This is a genomic window from Pseudoalteromonas sp. PAR1, assembly GCF_947311895.1.
In the GTDB taxonomy this organism is placed as follows: Bacteria; Pseudomonadota; Gammaproteobacteria; order Enterobacterales; family Alteromonadaceae; genus Pseudoalteromonas; species Pseudoalteromonas lipolytica_C.
This window is the reverse complement of the sequence record NZ_CAMZMY010000001.1, coordinates 146,142-169,392: the sequence shown is the minus strand read 5'-3', so window position 1 is coordinate 169,392 and position 23,251 is coordinate 146,142. Positions and strand designations below refer to the sequence as shown.

Annotated in this window: 14 protein-coding genes; 9 read left to right on the top strand and 5 right to left on the bottom strand. The window is 41.7% G+C overall.

Annotated elements, in window-relative coordinates; all coding sequences use genetic code 11:
* Nucleotides 1–20: 20 nt before the first annotated feature.
* Nucleotides 21–1,004: an RNA polymerase sigma factor RpoS gene (gene rpoS / locus QL229_RS00745; protein ID WP_281546402.1), complete on the top strand. Its 984-nt coding sequence runs from the start codon at nt 21–23 to the stop codon at nt 1,002–1,004.
* Nucleotides 1,005–1,099: 95 nt separating this feature from the next.
* Here rpoS and mutS read toward each other — a convergent pair whose 3' ends face one another.
* Nucleotides 1,100–3,673 carry a DNA mismatch repair protein MutS gene (gene mutS, locus QL229_RS00740; RefSeq protein WP_135926010.1) on the bottom strand — a complete coding sequence of 858 codons (2,574 nt, stop codon included), beginning with the start codon at nt 3,671–3,673 and terminating at the stop codon, nt 1,100–1,102.
* Between the two features lie 21 nt (nt 3,674–3,694).
* On the opposite strand from mutS, the gene QL229_RS00735 reads away from it, so the two are divergent.
* Nucleotides 3,695–4,192, top strand: a complete 498-nt coding sequence (locus tag QL229_RS00735; protein ID WP_138558391.1) for a nicotinamide-nucleotide amidohydrolase family protein — start codon at nt 3,695–3,697, stop codon at nt 4,190–4,192.
* A gap of 58 nt (nt 4,193–4,250) precedes the next feature.
* Nucleotides 4,251–5,297 carry a recombinase RecA gene (gene recA / locus QL229_RS00730; RefSeq protein ID WP_135926008.1) on the top strand — a complete coding sequence of 349 codons (1,047 nt, stop codon included), beginning with the start codon at nt 4,251–4,253 and terminating at the stop codon, nt 5,295–5,297.
* A gap of 282 nt (nt 5,298–5,579) precedes the next feature.
* Here the strand turns inward: recA and QL229_RS00725 are convergent, their stop codons facing one another.
* A complete protein-coding gene (locus tag QL229_RS00725) occupies nt 5,580–7,703 on the bottom strand; it encodes a TonB-dependent siderophore receptor (protein ID WP_281546401.1) in 2,124 nt (707 codons plus the stop codon).
* Between the two features lie 181 nt (nt 7,704–7,884).
* Nucleotides 7,885–9,051: a DcaP family trimeric outer membrane transporter gene (locus tag QL229_RS00720; RefSeq protein WP_135926006.1), complete on the bottom strand. Its 1,167-nt coding sequence runs from the start codon at nt 9,049–9,051 to the stop codon at nt 7,885–7,887.
* Between the two features lie 282 nt (nt 9,052–9,333).
* Here QL229_RS00720 and acs point away from each other — a divergent pair, with 282 nt between their 5' ends.
* Both acs and QL229_RS00710 read left to right on the top strand, forming a co-directional pair.
* A complete protein-coding gene (gene acs / locus QL229_RS00715; protein ID WP_253038308.1) occupies nt 9,334–11,274 on the top strand; it encodes an acetate--CoA ligase in 1,941 nt (646 codons plus the stop codon).
* 96 nt (nt 11,275–11,370) lie between these two features.
* Nucleotides 11,371–12,021 (top strand): response regulator transcription factor, encoded by a 651-nt coding sequence (locus tag QL229_RS00710; RefSeq protein WP_135926004.1) that lies wholly within the window; start codon nt 11,371–11,373, stop codon nt 12,019–12,021.
* A gap of 52 nt (nt 12,022–12,073) precedes the next feature.
* Here the strand turns inward: QL229_RS00710 and purU are convergent, their stop codons facing one another.
* A complete protein-coding gene (purU, locus tag QL229_RS00705; RefSeq protein ID WP_055021009.1) occupies nt 12,074–12,904 on the bottom strand; it encodes a formyltetrahydrofolate deformylase in 831 nt (276 codons plus the stop codon).
* A 339-nt stretch (nt 12,905–13,243) separates the two neighbouring features.
* On the opposite strand from purU, the gene QL229_RS00700 reads away from it, so the two are divergent.
* Both QL229_RS00700 and QL229_RS00695 read left to right on the top strand, forming a co-directional pair.
* Nucleotides 13,244–14,605 carry a hypothetical protein gene (locus tag QL229_RS00700; RefSeq protein ID WP_138558388.1) on the top strand — a complete coding sequence of 454 codons (1,362 nt, stop codon included), beginning with the start codon at nt 13,244–13,246 and terminating at the stop codon, nt 14,603–14,605.
* A gap of 105 nt (nt 14,606–14,710) precedes the next feature.
* Nucleotides 14,711–17,314 (top strand): DUF2339 domain-containing protein, encoded by a 2,604-nt coding sequence (locus tag QL229_RS00695; RefSeq protein ID WP_281546400.1) that lies wholly within the window; start codon nt 14,711–14,713, stop codon nt 17,312–17,314.
* A 19-nt stretch (nt 17,315–17,333) separates the two neighbouring features.
* On the opposite strand, the gene QL229_RS00690 is transcribed toward QL229_RS00695, so the two are convergent.
* Nucleotides 17,334–20,774 carry a PAS-domain containing protein gene (locus QL229_RS00690; RefSeq protein ID WP_235383254.1) on the bottom strand — a complete coding sequence of 1,147 codons (3,441 nt, stop codon included), beginning with the start codon at nt 20,772–20,774 and terminating at the stop codon, nt 17,334–17,336.
* A 386-nt stretch (nt 20,775–21,160) separates the two neighbouring features.
* On the opposite strand from QL229_RS00690, the gene QL229_RS00685 reads away from it, so the two are divergent.
* Together QL229_RS00685 and QL229_RS00680 are read left to right on the top strand one after the other, a co-directional pair.
* Nucleotides 21,161–21,424, top strand: coding sequence for a DUF4212 domain-containing protein (locus QL229_RS00685; RefSeq protein WP_054551160.1), 264 nt, complete (start codon nt 21,161–21,163; stop codon nt 21,422–21,424).
* Between the two features lie 10 nt (nt 21,425–21,434).
* Entirely contained in the window at nt 21,435–23,159 is a 1,725-nt protein-coding gene (locus QL229_RS00680; RefSeq protein ID WP_235383255.1) for a sodium:solute symporter family protein, read from the top strand.
* Nucleotides 23,160–23,251: the final 92 nt, after the last annotated feature.

Here is a 23,251-nt window from a genome sequence, read left to right as displayed (position 1 = left end):
ATTTGCTCGGGAGGACGCTTATGGGTCACACAGCAAAACTAGAGAAAACAACTGACGCGATTGACGATAAATTTGATGACACGGTAGTCGAAGATGATGCTTCTGAACTATTAGAAGAAGTTGATAACGAAGAAGATATATTTGCAAAAGACGAAGTTGCTAAAAACTTAGATGCAACCCAGCTGTATTTAGGTGAAATTGGTTTTTCTCCACTATTAAGTGCAGAAGAAGAAGTATTTTTTGCTCGCAAAGCATTGAAAGGCTGTGAAGCCTCTCGCAAGCGAATGATTGAAAGTAATTTACGTCTAGTAGTGAAAATTGCCCGCCGTCATAACAATCGTGGCCTTGCACTACTTGACCTTATTGAAGAAGGTAATCTAGGCCTTATCCGAGCTGTTGAAAAATTTGACCCAGAACGTGGTTTTCGCTTTTCAACCTATGCAACATGGTGGATCCGTCAAACCATTGAACGCGCCATCATGAACCAAACACGTACAATTCGTTTACCAATTCACGTAGTTAAAGAACTAAATGTGTATTTAAGAACTGCACGTGAACTAACCCAGAAGTTAGACCACGAACCAACCGCAGAAGAAATTGCAGAGTGCTTAGATAAGCCGGTTGAAGACGTGACTAAAATGCTGCGTTTAAATGAAAAGATAACTTCAGTTGACACTCCTATTGGTGGTGAAAACGATAAAGCTCTGCTTGATATCATAGCCGATGAAAAAGGCTCTGGTCCTGAGGGAGAAGTACAAAATAACGACATTAACAAACACATTGTTGATTGGTTAGGTGAGTTAAACCCTAAACAACGCGAAGTACTCGCTCGACGTTTTGGTTTACTCGGTTATGAGCCATCAACTTTAGAAGATGTTGGTCGTGAAATTGGCTTAACACGTGAGCGTGTAAGACAAATTCAGGTGGAAGCACTACGTCGCTTAAAAGACATATTGCAACATGAAGGTTTAAGCACTGATAGCTTATTTGACCAATTCACCTGATATATAGCAAATTAGACAACAATACATAGGCTTTAGGGTCTAGAACACACAAAAAAGCTGACATTGCGTCAGCTTTTTTTATATCTATGTTATACCTACAGTAAATCTTTTAATTGATACAGTAGTTGGTGTGCTTGTCTTGGCGTTAGGCTGTCTGGATCAAGCTGTTTTAAGGTTAATTCAAGCTCAGACGGTTCATCATCAAAACTTAATGTTTGCTGTTGCTGCTCAATGGGGGCCGTGACAGGTTGGTGGTTTTCGAGCATTTTTAGCTTTTGTTTGGCTTGTTGGATCACCGCTTTTGGAACACCGGCCAAGGCAGCAACTTGTAGGCCAAAGCTTTTGCTTGCTGCGCCTTCAAGCACAGTATGCATAAAGGCAATGGTGTCGTTATGCTCAATGGCATCTAAATGCACATTTACCAACCCTGTTTTTTGTTCGGCCAGCTCTGTTAACTCAAAATAGTGAGTTGCAAATAAGGTTTTAGCGGCAATTTTTGAAGCTAAATAGTCAGCTGTTGCATAGGCTAGTGATAAACCATCATAGGTCGAAGTACCGCGACCAATTTCATCCATTAGCACCAGTGATTGTGCTGTGGCGTTATTTAAAATAGTTGCCGTTTCTGTCATCTCAACCATGAAAGTTGAACGCCCTGATGCTAAATCATCGCTTGCCCCAATACGTGTAAAGATACGGTCAATATTTCCGATTTCAGCACTATCTGCAGGCACATAAGAGCCAATGTGTGCCATTAGCACGATAAGTGCAGTTTGACGCATATAGGTTGATTTACCACCCATATTTGGACCTGTGATAATCAACATTTTACGGTCGTTATTAAGCTCCACTGGGTTGGCAATAAACGGGTCTTTCATTACCTGTTCAACCACCGGGTGGCGACCTTGTTTAATACTGATGTTATCGTTATCGCACAGTGTTGGCTTAGCATAATTAAGCGCTTGTGCTCGTTCTGCCAAATTGTTTAAAACATCTAAATCAGCCAGTACGGCAGCCATAGTTTGTAACTGTTCAATGTGCGGAGCAATAAATTCGAACAGTTGCTCGTAAAGCTGTTTTTCAAGCGCAAGTGCTTTTGATTGGCTACCAAGTACTTTATCTTCATGCTCTTTTAGCTCAGGGATAATATAACGCTCATTGTTTTTTAGCGTTTGGCGACGAATATAATCTGCAGGCACTAAATGAGAATTGGCGCGGCTTACTTCAATAAAAAAGCCATGCACTTTGTTGTAGCCAATTTTTAAAGTGCTAATGCCAGTGCGCTCTCGCTCACGCTCTTCAAGCTTTTCAAGAATATCGGTTGCACCTTGGCTTAGTGCACGCCATTCATCAAGCTCACTATTATAGCCCGGTGCAATAACGCCACCATCACGGATAAGTACTGGTGGGGTTTCGATTACAGCACGTTCGAGTAAATCTTGTAGTTCAGGTAACTGTTGCGACTGAGCAATGATTTGGCTAATACGTGGGTCATTAGCATCCATCAGTAATTCGTGTAGTGGTGCTAGTGCTTGCAGTGCACTACGCAGGCGCGTTAAATCACGTGGTCTTGCGGTACAAAGTGCTAAACGGGCGATGACACGTTCAATGTCACCAATTTGTTTTAACGACTCTTGCAGTTCACCACATAATTGCGCATCAATAATGGCGCTAATAGCGTTGAGTCGAGAGTTGAGCTCTGTTTTACTGCGCACCGGTGTATGAATACGGCGTTTTAATAAGCGAGAACCCATCGCTGTCGCCGTTTTATCAAGTACTTGCGCAAGGGTATTTTCATAACCACCCGATAAGTTAACGGTAAGTTCAAGATTTTTACGGGTGGCTGCATCTAAGATCACTGCATGTTCGTTTTGCTCAAGGGTAATGGCACGAATATGCGGCAGGGCAATGCGCTGCGTATCTTTTACGTATTGCATTAAACAGCCCGCAGCCACTAAAGCGGCATGTGCTTTGTCTACACCAAAACCAACCAGATCTTTAGTGCCAAATTGGTCGCACAGTAAATGCTGCGCAGTATCTAGATCGAATTCCCATTCAGGGCGACGACGTGCACCTTTAATGTGCTCAATTAAGTGCACATTCGCAAAGGTTTCACTATAAAGTAACTCTGCCGGTGCTAAACGCTGTAATGTTGAGCTAAATGCTTCATCAGTATTAACTTCTAATACATTGAATCGACCAGAGTTTATATCAAGATAGGCAACTCCATATAAGCCTTGCTTGTTTTGCCAAACACTGGTCAGAAGGTTGTCTTGGCGCTCTTGTAGTAACGCTTCGTCAGAAATTGTGCCAGGGGTAACAATACGCACAACTTTACGTTCCACAGGGCCTTTGCTGGTGGCGGGGTCGCCAATTTGCTCGCAAATAGCTACTGATTCACCCATTTGTACAAGGCGAGCTAGGTAGTTTTCAACGGCATGATAAGGCACACCTGCCATTGGTATTGGATCACCACCGGCTTTACCGCGATGAGTTTGAGAAATATCAAGAAGTTGCGCTGCACGTTTAGCGTCATCAAAGAAAAGTTCGTAAAAATCGCCCATACGATAAAACAATAGAATATCCCGATGCTCGGCTTTTATTTTTAGATACTGCTGCATCATAGGGGTTTGTTGTTTTATAGTGTGCGGTGCATAAAGATCAAACGACATGTATTTACCCAAAGGCTGAATATGGAATTACATCAAGAGATTAAAACACTTGCTGCGAAATTAGGAGCTATTTTAACGGATAAACGCTTATGGATCACTACCGCAGAATCATGCACTGGTGGTGGCGTTAGTTATGCGTTAACTGATACCCCCGGCAGTTCGAATTATATTGACCGTGCGTTTGTTACTTATAGCAATCAAGCAAAACAGCAATTAATAGGTGTTAGTGAGCAAACATTAAACAATTTTGGTGCTGTCAGTGAGCAAACCGTGCTTGAAATGGCATCGGGTGCTGCAAAAGCTGCAAACGCAGATATTGCAATTGCTATCTCAGGGATTGCAGGCCCCGGTGGTGGAACACTGGATAAACCTGTAGGGCTGGTATGGTTTTGTATTCATTTTGCCGGAAAAAACTACCCAAGCGAACAGGTTTTCTCAGGAGATAGAGCTGAAGTTAGACTGCAAGCTATTGTTTATTCATTAAAAACTGTAATTGAATTGATAAAATCAGAAAATTAGCTTGATACTGTGATTTCATACAGTATACTGTCTGCATTAGCCGGATTTGGAGAACAGAATGAACGATAACAAACAAAAAGCCTTAGATGCTGCTTTATCACAAATTGAGCGTCAATTTGGTAAAGGCTCAATTATGAAACTGGGCGACAACAAAGCCCTAGACATTGAAGCTATCTCAACAGGTTCACTAGGTATCGATATCGCATTAGGTATTGGTGGTTTACCTACGGGCCGTATTGTTGAAGTGTATGGTCCTGAATCATCAGGTAAAACAACGCTTACTTTACAAGTTATCGCTGAAGCTCAAAAGCAAGGTAAAACCTGTGCATTCGTAGATGCTGAGCACGCTCTGGATCCTGTATACGCTCAAAAACTGGGTGTAAACATTGACGAATTACTTGTTTCTCAACCAGATACTGGTGAGCAAGCATTAGAAATTTGTGACATGTTAGTTCGTTCAAGTGCTGTTGATGTTGTGATTGTCGACTCGGTAGCTGCTTTAACACCTAAAGCTGAAATCGAAGGCGACATGGGTGATTCACACATGGGCTTACAAGCTCGCTTAATGTCACAAGCACTACGTAAGCTTACAGGTAACATCAAGCGTTCAAATACGCTGTGTATTTTCATCAACCAAATCCGTATGAAAATTGGTGTTATGTTTGGTAACCCAGAAACAACAACCGGTGGTAACGCGCTTAAATTCTACGCTTCAGTACGTATTGATATTCGTCGTATTGGTTCAGTAAAAGAAGGCGACGAGGTTGTTGGTAACGAAACCCGCGTGAAAGTTGTTAAGAACAAGGTTGCGCCGCCGTTTAAACAAGCTGAATTTATCATCATGTATGGTGAAGGTATTTCTAAGCAAGGTGAGCTAATCGACTTAGGTGTTAAGCATAAGATTGTTGAAAAATCAGGTGCTTGGTACAGCTACAATGGCAATAAAGTTGGTCAAGGTAAGGCAAACTCAATTAAGTTCTTAAAAGATAACCCTGAGATCGCAGATGAGATCGAAGGTAAGTTACGTGAGATGCTATTACTACAGGCAACTGTACAACCAGAAGATGGTGAAGATGCAGGCCTAATAGCTGAAGACGAGCTATAAACACTACTAAAGAGTACAGTTAAGCGTGATTTGACCCGCACTTAACACAAAAAAGACCGCTACATTGTTAGCGGTTTTTTTATGGGTGCTTATATTTTATATCGCGTTTAATCACTAGATTGTTGGCGGTATTCTGTGGTTGCGTGTAGCTTTCAGCTGTCAGAACACGCGATAGTGACTGTAACTTTCCCTTTTCTAACTTTACTCTTGCAACTCTTTCATGAAAAAGCCGCAGATGATGCGGCTTTTCAGTACTTAAGCTTTAAACTTCTAGCTCAAAGCTTATAACTGCCAGTTGAAAGACACTGAGTAGTTACGTGGTGCGCCGTAATAGCCTTGTGCCCAGAACAGGCTATGAAGATATTTTTCATTAGTGACGTTGTTGATATTAAGGTTAACACTTACATTATCATTGATGTCATAAGTCGCCATTAGATTTAATAAGCCATAAGCATCTTGCGTTGTGGTAATGAGAGGGGCATTAGTATCAGCATCACGAATTTGTACACGCTTGGTGTCGTCTTGCCATTGATAATTTAAGCCAAAAGTTAAGCCATCAACTTCAGGTACTTTGTGTGTTACAGCAAGTTTGAATTGATTTTCTGGTGTGTAGTCTTTAACTAGGTCATCACCATCAATATTTAAATTACTGTAACTGAAACTCGCACTCAAGGTATCGTTAATTTGACCGCTTAATTCTACCTCAAAACCATCACTGTTTATGCCATCAGCACCATAATAACGTGTATCATCAGGAAGTGAACCTGGCACGGCAACAGCAAGACCTTCCTGTTTAGCATCAAAATAGGCAAGAGTAACAAATAAGTTATCATCAAGTAGCTGTGCTTTTACACCAATCTCGCTGCTTTTACCTGTGATTGGGTCTAAGTAATCGCCATTGATGTCACGTTCAGTTTGTGGCACAAAGGTTTCAGTGTAGCTTGCGTAAGTTGATAAGCTTTCGTTGATATCGTACACAGCACCGAAGTAAGGCACAGTTTGCTCACTGTCTTTATCTTTTGCTTTACCATATGACTCGCCCTCTGTTTCCCAGTTTACTTGGCTTACACCAGCTAAAATACTGAAAGCATCTGTGGCACGGATACGTGTTGAAATATACGCAGAACGTTGACGGCTGGTGATATCAGCACCTGTTAAACCATCAGTAAGTGTTGGCACTGGCGCAACACCATTCCACCCACCTAGCTCCGGCATTGCAGGGAAGCCATTACCAGTCGTGTAGTCATACAGTGATTTATCTTTGTAATCAATATCTGCTTGGTTTACGCCAAAAGATAGGTCATGTTCCATACCAAATAAATCAAATTTACCCGTTGCGTAAATATCTAAAATGTCGTGCTTATCTTTGTGGTCATATTCACTTGCGTAACCTGTTAAGCCAAGACCTGTTTCTCTGTCTGGGGTACCGTAAACATAGAAAAGTTCTGAGTCTTGCTCATTTTCTAAGTGTGCGTAGCTTGCTTTTAAGAACCAAGTATTGGTAATTGCTTGCTCAATTGATAAGAACAACTGCTCTGTTGTGTTATTCCAATATGACCAATCAGACGCTGTGCTAGTTGAGGTATCAAAGTTTGTTGCAGTACCATCGCTATAATAAAGCGGTAGCGCGCCCCAAAGTGGGCTGTCGGCATCTTTCTTTTGATTTACATAGTTAGCAGTTACAACTGTGCTATCAGTAAGCTGACCTTCGTAGGCTAGGTAATAAATTGTTTTATCTTGCTCGTAACGGTCAAGGTATGACTCTGTTTTGTGCTTGGTGAATACAGCACGCACTGCATGGTTTTCGTTGAGAGCAGTTGATGCATCAAGCTCTAGACGTTTGTTATCCCATGAACCATACGATACAGATGCATTTACTTGTGTTTGGTAAGTAGGGCGCTTTAGAACCATGTTGACGGTTGCAGATGGGTTACCAGCACCTGTCATTAAACCGTTGGCACCACGTACAATTTCAACACTATCAAAAATAGAGGTATCTAGAGTACCTTGTATTGAACCGTTATCTTGTGGCATACCCATGCCATTAACTTGGAAGTTGGTGATCTCAAAACCACGGGCTTTAAAATAAGTACGGTCAGTTTCGATTTGTTCAACAGTCACACCAGGAGTGCTTTCTAATACGGCATTTAGGTTATCGAGGGAGAAATCATCCATTAATGCACGTGAAACAACAGAGATTGACTGTGGTGTTTCTTTAATTGTTAGTCCTAACTTAGTTGCTGACTGTGCTTCTTCGGTGATGTAATTTTTATGATGCTGGCCATAAACAGCTATTTTTTCAATAGCTTGTTCTTCTTTTTGTTGTTCAGCTAAAGCGTGTCCACTAAGTAGTGCTGAGGTCACTAGGCTTAACTGCGATAAGCGCAAAAATTTTGTTGATGACATGCAAAGTTCCAATTAGTTCAATTAATAATGAAATTAACGCGTAATCTAAACTAAATGAGAACGATTTGCAATTAAGTTTTTGTAGGGCTTGAAATGTTTTTAAAAATGCAACGCAGGAGAATCCAAACGCTTGATAAAAAAAAAGCGGCCGAAGCCGCTTCAGGAAGTAAAACTTTTAACTTTAAAACACGTATTTTGCAGAAAATTGCAGACGATCCATATCGCCATCAGTACCACTTTCAAGCTCACGTTCTGCATGTTTGAATTCAACCCCAAAAGTCAATTTTTTAACTGGTGAATACAATAGGTTAGCGCTAAAGCTTTGGCTTGTCTTTGTTGGGTCTATAGACATAGCTAATAAGTCAGTATTGTTATCAGCAGAGAAGAATGAATACAGGAAGGTTGAGCGCCATTGGCTGCTCCAGTTTTGTTGATAAGCAATAAAGCCAGATGTTGAATCAATCGCATCAAGATCATCGCCATCAAGTACTGCACCATGAGCAACATTTAAACCAACATAGCGGCCTAAACCAGAACCTTGTGTAAGCATAAATTTAAGATTATTTTCACCAAAATTTACTTTACCTGATGCGCTGATACCAAACGATGATGTATCCGCATCAATGCCATTTTGTTTATAAGTAAGCTGGCGTGCCAGACCTGTTACAACAAGCTCACCCCAATCAGCCTTATGGGCATAACGTGCTGTAAAGTCAGGCATTGAGGCATCATCAGTCGCCACACGAGCACCACCTACAGTGACTGTGCTTTCAGGGTTTTCAACAGAGAATGACCAGTTACCTGTTGTGTAGCGAATTTGTGCTTGGCGAGCAAACACTGTACCTTCTGCTGGGCCAACAAAGTCTAAGGTTTCAGGAAGGGCGCCAACGTTTTGGAAGTTTGACCAAGCTTGACCAAATAACCATCCATCATAAGTTACAAATGCTTGGCGTATACGCGGTGCATATGAGTTTGTAACACGCTCATTTCCACCTGGTGCAGAAGCAAGGAAATCGATTTCTATTTTGGTTTTAATTGTTTTCCCATCATCTAATTTAGTTGCTGTGCCTAGGCTAAATCGAGACTGGCGAGCATGCATATCAAAGACAGCATCACTGTCGCTGTCTGCGCCCACGGGTGTTGTACTTGGGACATAGAAGTCACGGCCAATGCTGCCACCGGCTGGTACACCTGCAGAGTAATCACTCCACATCGCATCTAGTTTTACATAGCCACCATAAGAAACGTCGGTGTTACCAATGGTTGCAGCGTTAGCGGTACCTGCAAGTGCACATAAAACAGCCGAAGCTGTCAGTGTTTTTAATGCGGTTACTTTTGTTGTTGTCATAATGTGTATTCCTGTCGAAGCTACTTGTTGATTGCATTAATGTTGTTGTATCACTGTTGTTTAAGAAATGACTTCTCTCAATTATCTATTGGTCTATTAGACTAAGGTGGTAAGCGACTCAAAATCGCTTACCTGCGAACATTGAACTAGATTATAGAAGGCGATTTCGAAGTTTTTTGTGAAATGACAAGATATACAACTAAGGTCTAATACTTTCAGGGGCTTTGCTGAGTGATCCTTGAGGCAGGCCGAAGGCAAGTAATTAAAATGGAGACGACAACAATGTCAGAAAGTATCTATCCAGTACCAGCGCATATCAAGAATGCAGCATTAGTTGATAACGATAAATATAATACAATGTATAAGCAATCTATCGATGACCCTGAAGGATTTTGGCGAGAGCACGGTAAACGCCTTGATTGGTCAACTCCTTATAATAAAGTAAAAAACACCTCATTCGACAAAGGCCACATCAGCATCCGCTGGTATGAAGACGGCCAACTTAACGCTTCATATAACTGTATTGACCGCCACCTTGCTACTAAAGCAGATAAAACAGCCCTTATTTGGGAAGGTGACAACCCTGAACACAGCGAAAATATCAGCTACCAACAACTTCACGACGAAGTAGCAAAATTGGCAAATGGCCTTAAAAAGTTAGGCGTATCAAAAGGTGATCGCGTTGCTATTTACATGCCTATGACACCGCAAGCTATTTACGCTATGCAAGCATGTGCGCGTATTGGCGCGATTCATTCTGTGGTATTTGGTGGTTTCTCTCCATCAGCGATTGCTGACCGAATTAATGACTCAGGCGCTAAAGTGGTAATTACTTCAGACGAAGGTCGCCGTGCTGGCAACTGTGTACCACTTAAAGCAAATGTTGATGAAGCGGTATCACAAGACTCAGTAACTACGGTTGAACACGTTATTGTGCATCAGTTAACCGGTGGCGAAGTTGAGTGGAATAGCCACGATATTTGGTGGCATGAACTTGTCGCTGACCTACCTGCTGAGTGTGAACCAGAGCCAATGAATGCAGAAGATCCGCTTTTCATTCTTTATACCTCTGGCTCAACAGGTCAACCAAAAGGGGTGGTTCATACTACCGGTGGTTACCTCGTTTATGCATCAATGACACATGAATACGTGTTTGACCTAAAAGAAGACGATATCTTCTGGTGTAGCGCTGATGTGGGCTGGATCACAGGTCACAGCTATATTGCCTATGGGCCATTAGTAAACGGCTGTACGCAAGTGGTTTTTGAAGGTGTACCAACGTATCCAACGGCGGGTCGTATGGGTGAAGTGATTGATAAGCACAACGTGACTATCCTTTACACTGCACCAACAGCTATCCGTGCTTTAATGGCGAAAGGTGATGAGCCAACAGCTACCTCAACACGCAATAGTTTACGTATCATGGGTTCAGTGGGTGAGCCGATTAACCCTGAAGCGTGGGCTTGGTATTACGAGCACATTGGTAACGAAAACTGCCCAATTGTAGATACGTGGTGGCAAACAGAAACTGGTGGCATCATGATCACACCGTTACCAGGTGCGACAGATATGAAACCAGGCTCTGCAACTCGTCCTTTCTTTGGTATTGCACCGGCACTTTTTGATGCTGAAGGTAATACACTCGAAGGCGCGGTTGATGGCAACCTTGTTATTTTAGATAGCTGGCCGTCACAAGCTCGTACAGTTTATGGTGACCATGAACGCTTTGAACAAACTTATTTCTCAGCTTACCCTGGTGTGTATTTCACCGGTGATGGTTGTCGCCGTGATGAAGATGGTTACTACTGGATCACTGGCCGTGTGGACGATGTACTTAATGTATCAGGCCACCGCCTAGGTACGGCAGAAATTGAAAGTGCATTGGTTGCTCACGAAGCTGTAGCAGAAGCTGCTGTAGTTGGTTATCCGCATGACATTAAGGGTCAGGGCATTTATGTTTACATCACACCAAATGAGGGTGTTGTAGTGAGCGATGAACTAACAAAAGAAGTGCGTAACTGGGTTCGTAAAGAACTAAGCCCAATTGCTTCACCAGATATGATCCAATGGTCTCCGGGTCTACCGAAAACACGTTCTGGTAAGATCATGCGTCGAATTTTACGTAAAATTGCGGCAAATGAGCATCAACAGCTAGGTGATACATCAACTCTTGCCGATCCAAGTGTGGTAGATGAACTAATCGAAAACCGATTAAATCGTTAAAATCACGTTAAAAACTTGATTAGAAGTTGATTCTAAACGTAGTATATCGGCTGTCACTTAGAAATAGGTGTCAGCCGAATTTATTAGGAGTGAACCATGAGTCAGTTTTTAATAGCGGACGATCATCCGTTATTTCGTGAAGCGCTGAAAGGGGCATTAAGTGCTAAGTTCGCTGATTTAGAAGTGTTTGAATCGGAAAACTTTGAGACCACTTTACAGGTGTTAAACGAACAAGAAGATCTTGATATCTTACTACTAGACCTTCACATGCCAGGCAATGGCGATTTATACGGCCTTATTCGCATTCGCGAAGATTATCCTAGCTTACCAATTGCTGTTGTTTCTGGCAGCGAAGATATTAACGTTGTCTCTAAAGTAATGGCCTATGGTGCAATGGGATTCATTCCAAAATCATCATCGTCAGATGATATTGCCATGGCAATCAACCACATTCTTGAGGGTGATGTGTGGCTACCATCAGAATTAAAAGATAAAGTCTCTGATGTTGATGGCGAAGATAAAGAAATTGCCGCTCAAGTTGCATCGCTTACGCCACAGCAATATAAAGTTTTACAATACTTACACGAAGGCTTGTTAAACAAACAGATTGCTTACGAGTTACATATTTCTGAAGCGACAGTGAAAGCACACATTACTGCAATTTTTAGAAAGCTAGGTGTGTATAACCGTACTCAAGCGGTATTAATTGCCTCTAAATTACAACTAGAGCCTATTGAGTCGGCATAACAAAAGATAATAACAACAATAAAGAGGCCATACAGCCTCTTCATTTTATTGCTTAAGCGAACACCACGGTTCGATTTCCATTGATAAACAGTTTATGTTCAGACGCGAGTTGCAGCGCTTTGCAAAACACCGTTTTCTCAACATCTTTCCCCATTTTTGCCATCATCTCAGCGGTATCCGCATGGCTAACATGTGTCACATCTTGTAAAATAATCGGCCCTTCATCAAGCTCGTTATTAACAAAGTGAGCGGTCGCACCAATTATTTTTACACCGCGCTCAAATGCCTGATGGTAAGGCTTCGCACCAATAAAGGCAGGCAAAAACGAATGGTGAATATTAATAATCTTACCTTCAAAGCGCGCCACAAATTCAGGGCTTAAAATACGCATATATTTAGCAAGGCCGATAATGTCAGGCTGATAGCTGGCAATTAAATCACCCACTTGTTGATCATGCTCAGCACGGCTTAAACCTTCGTGCGATACTACATGAAACGGCACGCCAAAGCCTGCAGCCAGAGGAGCTAAGTCTGCATAGTTGGCAATCACAGCCAGTACTTCGATGTTTAATGCTTTTTCGAATTGCTTAAGTAATACACCACCTAAACAATGTGCTTCTTTGGTGGCAAGCAATACCACTTTGGTTTTTTCACTGCTATGCAGCGCAAGCTCTGCGCCATCAGGAAGTAGCTCAGCAAGGCTTGGTAAAAAATCATCTGAAATAACGCCGCTTAACTCTGTACGCATAAAAAAGCGTTTAGCGTCTTTATCTACAAATTCGTTATTACGTGTAATGTTTAAATTATGCTGATGACAAAGACCGGTGATCTTGGCAATTAGACCAACATCATCATCGCATTGTGTGGTTAAAATCGTGTTCATAGTCCTCATTCTAATCCCGTTTGTGTGAGCCTCATTATTTGCTAATTTTTTAGCGCTGCATAGCGCAAATTGAACTATCTAATAATTTATCTGACTTCATTGTCTAACCTTACAAAATGTAATCATTATTTACTTTTCGTGTAAAAGTAAGCTGCTTTCACTATAAATGTGATTTTCTGTCCATAATTATGATTAATGAGTGCCTTTCTATACCTTTTTCTACACTTTTTAACCTTAACGTAAGTAACTGTAAGTGAAGGTAATCGTTTGTAAAACATAGAATTTTATTGCTTTAGTTGAGTCAAAGTAGATTATTACAAACAATAAGGAATAAACTCCATGAAAAGTACTCTGCTTAAAACAATTGTTGCCACAAGTTTGCTTTCGTTGCTGGCTGCCTGTTCTAGTGACGACAGCAGCAATAGCAACAGCGGCTATGTGCAACTGTACAATGGCTCTTATAATAGCCCCTATACACGTTTATTTGTTGATGACACTGAACGTTCGGGCGCAGATTTTGGTGATGTATCAACCCGCCATAATTACAGCTCGGGTGAGTATGAGCTGAGTTTTCAGTATGTTGATGTCAACGATAGCTATATCACTATTGATGAAGAAACCATTAAAATTAAAGACGATCAAACCCAGTTGCTAGTAATGAATGGTGATTTTGCTGAGCCAACATTCACTGAGCTAAGTGTGCCATCTTCAAGCGATGAAGATGAGTTTAATGTTGGCTTTTTTAATATCGTCGGAGAAGACAATATTTACGATGTTTACATTGCCACTGATGACGGGTTATTTGATACCGCAGAGTTACTGATGACTTCGCAGTACCTGGTAGAGCCAGAACTATCTACGCTTGAGGAGGGTTATTACACTATTTATGTCACTGCCAGTGGTAGCACTGATGTGATTTTTGAATCACCAAAATTGTATTTTAATGATGAAGCAACTTACATGGCGATGATCCGCCCAAGTTATGCAACAGAAGAAGACGGCATTACCCTTGATGTAGTGACGGCAAGTAGCTCGGTGACTCAACTAAACCACCAAGACGCACAAGGCCAGTTGCGATTTATTAATACTATTGATGATTACACACAAACCCAATTTAAAGTAACCAGAGGAACAACGTCTACCAATACCGAAGTTGTAAGCAACGATAGTTACTCTGAATACATGAGTATGTCACCAAATAGTTACAGCGTAGCCATGTTAGATGAGGCTGGCGACAAGATTGTTGATAACTTCTTAATGACATTAGAGCGTGAGCAAAGTGCGGTTGGTCTATTCTACAATGACAAAGACTACGGCCCTCGTATGATGACCATTGAAGAAAACCTAACACCTAGCAGCTATAGCCACACAGTTACTGTGGTTAATTTAATTGATAACTATGCAGGGCAACAGATTGACGAAGTCGATGTGTATTTCACTCTCAATGGTGAAACCGTTGATGATACTAGTAATGTCGTTGAAGGTTTAGATCAATACGACCAAAAAGAGCAGGTGGTTGATAACGAAGTTTATACAACCTATGTGGTGTTTGAAGACAACGGCCAGCAGATTGTGCTATTGCAACAAAGCGACATGGATTTTACCGAAGAAGGTAACTATATCTTGGTGATTGAACATGATGAAACCACTGATTCAGGTTACAAAATGACCTTAGAGCGAACGGTGACTGAGCAGTCTTAATTGGCTTGAACGCAATATCGTTGTTTCTTTACTCTTGCTAAGTGTTTATTATATAAACAATTAAGGTTTTTGCTTTTTTGTTTAAAGCGTACACATGGAGTGAGTATGGACGACGGTATTGCGTTACTAGTATTACTAGCACTAGTTGTTGTAGGTGGCTCAATTGCTGGCATTATTGCCTTTTTTCAACTCTCTAGTTTGAAGCGTGAAGTAGCTGCTCTTCGAGTAGAACTTAACGCGACCTATATCCATAATCCACAAGCAACTATTGTAAATTCGTTTGATAATTTAAACGAAGCTCTGACCGACACTTCAAAACGAGAACCAAAGCCTGAAGCCATCAATAAGCCAACTGAGGCAATGGCTAAAAAGCCACAGCAAACGAAACCCAAGCCTGCAACTTTTAATCCGCTAGTTAGCCAACTAGTTACACAAATCAAAGCCAATTGGCTAACTTGGGTAGGAGCGGTTGCACTTGCCTTTGGTGGTATCTTTTTGGCCCGCTATTCACTTGAAGCCGGTTTATTATCCGAAACCATGCGACTCATACTTGGCGCTATTTTTGGCCTGAGTTTAATTGTTACAGCTGAGGTTTTACATCGTAAAGGTATTACCTTTGAAGGATTTAGCAACTATATTCCCGCGGCGCTGGCAAGTGGCGGCTTTATTAGTTTGTTTGCATTGACCTTGCTGGCCTACAGTCATTACGGCTTACTACAAGCCTTACCAGCATTTAGCATTTTAACCTTGGTTTCTTTGGCTGCAAGCTGGATGGCATTACGTTTTGGCCCCGTGCTGGCTGTAATTGGTATTATTGGCGCTTACAGTGTGCCTTTATGGGTAGATACTGGGAGTAATGACTTTATTGCACTCCTTACTTATGTTGCTTTTGTCAGTGTATCAGCTTCGCTAGTCGCACATTACGTAAAACGGCATTGGCTGTGGTATTTGTTATGGGCGGGGCATTTAGGCTGGTATTGCTTAGTTGCAATGAGTGCAACTAAAAACCTACACTGGTTTATTAACCTTTATGCGCTGTTTAGCATTGTATTGTTAATTGCGATTCCACGTTTAGGGCTAAGTATTAAACAAGTTGAATACCGCCCACACCGCTTTAAAACACTTCTGAAACAACTGCCCGACAACCCTCTGTTATTAGCAGTTGTCATGCCACTTTATCTTTTACTCATTAGCCATAATGATCTGCTTACTTGGCAGCTTAGTATGTTGTCGTTAGTGGCTTTACTGTTGTTTTTGGTATTAAAAAACAGTGCATGGGATCACTGGCTGATAATTGCTGTAGTGAGTGTGGTGTGTTTGCTAACAGGGCAATACAATACTGTTGATTACTCTGAGCAGCTTTTTGTTTTTAGACAAAATTACGGAGCAGGGCTGTTTTTTATTGCTTTGTTTGCTGGTTATGGTTTTTTGTTTGGTCGTAAATACCCTAAACGCTTTGGCTTTACCTTACTCGCTTCACTTTCAGGCTTTGTGATTATTAGTTGCTTATATGTCATCACTCCTGATCATGCCTTAATGACGGCATACCCGGTTTGGTGCTTTGTATTACTGGCACTGTCTTCTTGGTTATTTAAGTTATCAATTAATAGCACGAATCCAATGCAGGTATTTAGTTACTGGCTTGGCGGTAATGCCAATATTAGTTTGGCGTTAACCATGCTTCTTGAAGGGAGTAGCTTAACCTTGGCACTCGCTGCGCAAGTGTTGTTGATCAGTTTTTATGTCAATAAACATGCACTCAGTATTCCGACTTGGCCGCTAAAAGGTTTAGTTGGTGCTTTACTTGTTAGGTTAAGTTTTGCACCTTGGTCAGCTGATTACAGTGATGCGCTATTACTTGGTGTGCACTGGAGTTTAGTTGTTTACCCTGTGTCTGCTTGCTTATTTTACTTGGCAGCAAGACACTGGCAGCAGCAATCTGTTCGGGTGTGGCTAGAAGGTGCTACGCTTCATTGTATCGCTTTATTCATTACCACAGAGACGAGCTATCAGTTAGTGGGGCACTATCCTGATTTTGAGAACTTGTCTGTGTATGAGCATATTTTATTAACCTGTAACTGGGGCATATTGGGCTGTGTTTACCTGATGCGTTCACGTTTTACTGCGCAATTAGCTAAGCTCTATCAAGTGGCAGGTTTTGCGTTATTAGCATTAAGCGGATTGTTAGTTCTGAAAAGCTTTACCGCTGTAAATCCGTTTTTTGAGCCGATAAATATTGGCAGTTGGCCGATTATTAATTGGCTACTATTACTTTGGTTAGTTCCAGCCATAATTGCAATTTGGGCAAGCCAGCTGACAAAATCTCAGCGCTTTTTGCATAAGTTTTTTAGTGCATTTGCAGGTGTGATGAGTGTTTTATATATCAATGCGGAAATTCGCCACAACTGGCAAGGGGAGTATATAAATCTTGCTTTACCGACCTCAGATGCAGAGCTGTATAGCTACTCTTTAGTTTGGCTTATTATTGGTGCTTTGGTGGTCGTGGCGGGGCAGTTAAAAACTATTACGGTTTTACAAAAGCTAGGCCTTGGTTTATTAGCGCTGGTGGTGTTAAAAGTGTTTCTGATAGATATGGCAAACTTAACCGGATTATTACGTGCTATTTCGTTTATCGGCTTAGGCTTGTCGTTAGTTGCACTTAGTTGGTTGTTCCAAAAATTTAAGGCAAAGCCTACTGCTTTGCCTTAAATAAAGGGAATGCATGGTGTTAAGTGCTATGGTTAAGCAGGGCTTTGAGTTTAGCTGGCTTAACGGGTTTGCTAAGGTAATGAATTTGCTCAGCTTTGGTTTGTTGTTTTAGCGCTTCATCACGTACTGCTGTGATTAAAATTGCCGGTACTGGGCTTTGCCAAATTTCCCTTAACGTTTTAATTAGCGTAATACCATCGCAATCATGGCCAAGCTGATAATCCATTAAGATCACATCGGGTGCGCCGTGGTCTTTAGCATAGGCCATGACAGTTTCTACTTGATCAAAGAGCTGATAATTGGCTTGCCATTTTTGCAACAGACTTGCCATAGCATTTAAATTCTCCGGATCATCATCAACCGCAATAATGTTCATTGCACTGCGATTTTCAACGCCTTTTTTAGGCGTGTCTTTTTGCTGAATAAATTGGCTTTCACCATATGGTACTTCAATACTAAAGCGGCTACCTTTGCCGGGCGTTGAAGTGACATCCATACGTAGCGAAAGCAAGTCGACCATCCGTTTTACTACCCCTAAACCAAGTCCGACTCCTTTGTTATCGCCCGCTTCAATACGGTAGAAGTCATTAAATATTTTTGCTTGCTCCACTTCACTTATACCCGGGCCTGTGTCCCAAACTTCAATACGTAAATGGTGTTTGCGTTTGCGACACGCAATTAAAACTCGGCCGCTTTCGGTGTACTTAACCGCATTTGACACCAAGTTTTGAATAATTCGTCGCAAATAGGTGATATCGCTGTGTACGATTGTCCCTTTTGAACGCACTGTAAGCTTTAAGCCTTTTTCACTCGACATAATGGCGTATTCATTTTTTAGCGGTGCAAGTATGTCATCAATACTAAAATGACGTGGCGTTGGGGTCATTGCCCCTTGCTCGAGCTTGGCAATTTCTAACAGCGCCGACATCAAATGCACCGTTGAATCTAAGCTTGCACCCAGCTTTTCAAAGTTATTTAAGTTGTTGCTCGAAAGGGTTTTATCATCAATAGCTGCAAGGTATAGGCGCGCCGCATTCAGCGGTTGTAAAATATCGTGGCTAGCCAAGGCTAAAAATCGCGTTTTACTGTCATTAGCTTGTTCTGCCTCTTTTTTGGCTAAAGTAAGTGCTTGCTCAGTTTGTACTCGGCTATCGATTTGCGCTTGTAAATCTCTATTTATGGTGCGTATTTCTTGGGTACGCGCTTCGATGCGGTTTTCAAGATCCATGTTAACTTCTTCGAGGGCGTTTTGCGTTTCGATATGCACAGTAATATCAGAGAAGCTTGTCACAAAGCCGCCATCAGGTAATGGGTTACCTATCATTTCAAATACTTGGCCATTTCGGCGGTGGCGAATAAAGTGATGAGGTGTGCCGTTTTTAAGATGCTGTACACGCTTTTCTACATGACGTTCAACCTCACCCGGACCACATTCACCGCGCTCTGCGTTATAGCGGATCACTTCTTCAATAGGTTGGCCAACCTCCAGAAACTCATCAGGGTAGTTAAACATTTCGGCATAGCGTTTATTCCAAGCAACCAAATTTAGTTCTTTATCAACAACCGAAATACCATGACTGAGGTTCTCAAGGGATGTGAAAAGTAAATTTTGATTAAATTGCAGTGCTTGTGTGGTTTCATCAAAAAAGTTAACCACTTCTTCAAATGCCATGCGTTTACCAGAGGCAACCGTGTGGATCAGCGCTTGTGCTGAAGATGCGCCTAGCACACCGGTTAAGGCTCGCTCACAATAAGCGATAAACTCAGGGTCTGGATGTGCGTTGTTGTCATCTAAGTTATGTGACAACGCAAAGTGAGCCAGCACTTGTTGCGAGCGTTGAACGCCTAAAAAGGTTTGTAGCAGCACTTTAAAGTCGTAAACGGTGGCTTTAACGTTTTTATTTAAGCGTCTGGCGAATACAGCTTGCTCTTTAGGGTTAACAAAGGCTGCTGCCTGAATCTTATCAATTAAACGCTCATCTGCACCGAGCGAAAAACTAATATAACAGCCAATATTGGCAAACAAGGCGATTAGGGTGCCACGCGTAATAAGTGTTTGTTGCAGCTCCGTATTTAGGCTATTACCCGCATCTAAAATAGGTAACATTAAGAATAATACCCAACAAATGAAGCCTGCTAATAATCCGGCATAAACGCCATAAGCGTGGCCTTTTCGCCAGTATAAGCCGCCAACAATGGCTGGGAGTAATTGCGACACCAAAGAAAAGGCCACTAACCCCATACTTGCCAGTGCTTTACCATGACCAAACCATTGCTGGTAGAAATACGACAAAATCAAAATACCGGCAATGGTGAAGCGCCTCACTAATAAAATTTGTGATTTATAGCTGCTGGTAATGAGGTTACGTTTAAACTTACGGCGTAGCATTAACGGTAGTACCACATCATTTGAGATCATGGTGCTGAGGGTGAGTGTAGCCACTACAATCATTGCCGTGGCTGCTGATAGACCACCAATAAATACAAAAGTTGTTAAGAAGGCATTTTCATGGATCAGTGGTAGGGCTAATACAAAGCTGTCGGGCGAAAATCCACTGCCAATACCAGGGTGAATAGCGGCAGTTGCAATAGGGAAAATCATTGCCGCAGTTAGCAGTAAATACAACGGAAACGCCCAACGAGCAGTAAAAAGATGGCGTTTATCTTGGTTATCAACCACGGTGACATGGAACTGCCTTGGTAAACAGATAATCGCTGCTGCCGCCATCATTGATTGGCCGATAAAGTTGAAGCTAAAAAAGTCAAAATTATGCCAATGCTGCCAAACTGAACCTGTTAATTGCTCTGCTTGTACCTCACTGAGGTTAAACAAAGTGTATAGTGCAAGTCCTGCCACAGCGACTAAAGCTAATAACTTCACCATAGATTCAAAAGCGACAGCGAGCATCAGTCCAGAGCGATATTCGGTAACATCCACTTTGCGGGTACCAAAGAATATCGCAAACATTGCCATGATTAAGGTTGCAGATAACGCCAACATAGAGCCTGAAATACGGCTATCGTTTTGTAGTAATAAGAAACTACTACTGAGAGCTTTTAATTGCAGAGCAATGTAAGGAATCGTCGCTAATAAAGCGATAATTGTCACCATAATGGCGGTAGTTTGTCGTTTACCGTAGCGCGCTGAAATAAAGTCGGCAATCGTGGTGATATTTTGCTTTTTACTTACCAAAACTAATTTGCGCAAAAAACCTTGGCCAAAGAAAAATAGCAACGCAGGACCAATTAAAATCGGTAAGTAATTCCAACTGTTAGTAGCGGCTGTTCCGACTGAACCGTAGTAAGTCCAAGACGTACAGTAAATGCCTAATGAAAAAGAATAAACAAATGGATGGTGACTAATTCTTTTTGCAAGAGGAGTGGTTTTGTCCCCCCAATTTGCCAACCAAAACAACACGCCAATATAGGCGAGTGCAACAAATAAAAGCGCAGCTGTCATGTTTAAATTCAGTAATTATTGTAATAACACTACCTTACCAGAATTATGCGCGATTTCGATGGCTAGATTTTTTGCAATAAAAATTAATAAAAAGTAAGTTTTTGATAATAAATGGAAAGTTATGTTTTACGCACGGTTGTTAGACTAATGTCGCAGATCATTCGTTTTTACTATTTTCGCTATTTCGCAAATTTATCTTTATAGGTTAAGTTGTTGTTAATTATTGTTTTTTACCATTCATTAACAAATGATGTTTTACAGTTTACGTAAACGTAAACTGACTGTTACGACTATGGTCTCAATTCCATAAATCAGAACCCTTGCTAACTTAGTTAATGACAACTAATACCACTCATTACTTTTTTGTAATGCATAAGGGGATAAAAATGGCTTTTAAAGATGAAGAACAAGCAAAAGCTTATTGGGCGGAAAACCTCGCACTGCTATTTAAATTATTAGCAATTTGGTTTGTCGTTTCATTTGGTTTTGGCATTTTACTAGTAGACGTACTCAATGAGATACGTTTCTTTGGGTTTAAACTCGGCTTCTGGTTCTCCCAGCAAGGCGCTATTTACACCTTTGTAGCTTTGATTTTTGTTTACGTTTTCAAAATGAATACGTTAGATAAAAAATACGGCGTAGACGAATAGGAGCTAAGCAATGGATGTTCAAACACTCACGTTTATTATCGTCGGTTTAAGCTTTGCGCTTTATATCGGCATCGCAATCTGGGCCCGCGCGGGGTCAACAAATGAATTCTATGTTGCAGGTGGTGGTGTACCGCCGCTGGCAAATGGTATGGCAACCGCTGCTGACTGGATGAGTGCGGCATCGTTTATCTCAATGGCGGGTATTATCTCGTTTGCGGGTTATGACGGTGGTGTATATCTAATGGGTTGGACAGGTGGTTATGTACTACTTGCGTTATGTTTAGCACCTTACTTGCGTAAATTTGGTAAGTTCACAGTACCAGATTTTATCGGCGACCGTTATTACTCACAAACTGCACGCGTTGTTGCGATTTTATGTGCGATCTTTATCTGTTTCACATACATCGCAGGTCAAATGCGTGGTGTAGGTGTGGTTTTCTCTCGCTTCTTAGAAGTGGATATTGAGACCGGTGTTTACATTGGTATGGTGATTGTATTCTTCTACGCTGTACTTGGCGGTATGAAGGGGATTACTTACACGCAAGTAGCTCAGTACTGTGTACTTGTATTTGCTTACCTTGTTCCAGCAATCTTCATTTCAATGATGATGACAGGTCACTTCTTCCCACAAACCGGTTTTGGTGCAACGCTTAGCGATGGCTCAGGACAGTTTGTGCTTGATAAACTAGATGGGCTCAGTACTGAACTTGGCTTTGCGCAATACACCGAAGGCTCGAAGAGCATGATTGATGTATTCGCAATCACAGGTGCGTTAATGGTTGGTACTGCAGGTTTACCGCACGTAATCGTTCGTTTCTTCACTGTTCCTCGTGTTAAAGACACGCGTATCTCAGCTGCATGGACACTTGTTTTCATTGCAATCGTTTATACAACAGCACCTGCTGTAGCGTCATTCGCTCGTGTAAACATGATTGATACAATTAACGGTAAAGACGGTAGCGGTACAGAGTATGCAGAAGCACCAGCATGGGTTAAAAACTGGGAAAGAACAGGCCTAATCACCTTTAACGATAAAAATGGTGACGGCAAAATGTTCTACTCAGCAGGTAAGATTGATGATCCAAACAGCGCTAACGAAGTTAAAGTTGACCGCGACATCATGGTACTTGCTAACCCTGAGATTGCAGACTTACCAGCATGGGTTGTAGCATTGGTTGCAGCAGGGGGTATCGCAGCAGCGCTATCAACTACAGCAGGCTTACTATTGGTAATCTCGACCTCGGTTTCGCACGATTTATTAAAACGTACCTTAAAACCAGATATTAGTGATAAACAAGAGCTACTTGCTGCGCGCTTAGCAGCGATGATAGCGATTGTGATTTCAGCTTACTTTGGTATTAACCCGCCTGGATTCGTGGCCTCGGTTGTTGCCTTTGCCTTCGGCTTAGCAGCGGCGAGCTTCTTCCCAGCCATCATTATGGGTATCTTCTCTAAGAAGATGAATAAAGAAGGTGCGATTGCGGGTATGGTGACAGGTATTACATTCACAGCGGCTTATATTATTTACTTCAAGTTCGTAAGCCCTGAATTGAATACACCGGCACACTGGTTATTTGGTATCTCACCTGAAGGTATCGGTCTAGTTGGTATGATTGTTAACTTTGTAGTTGCAGCTATCGTACTTAAACTAACAGCTGAAACACCAGTTGAAATCCAAGAAATGGTTGAAGGTATCCGTAACCCTAAAGGTTCTAGCGCAGCACACGCGCACTAATAAAACCATTTTATGAGAACACACTCTTGAAGATCAAAAGCCCGACTTAAGTCGGGCTTTTTATTTATTTAAAACAGGGGTAGTGTAGATAT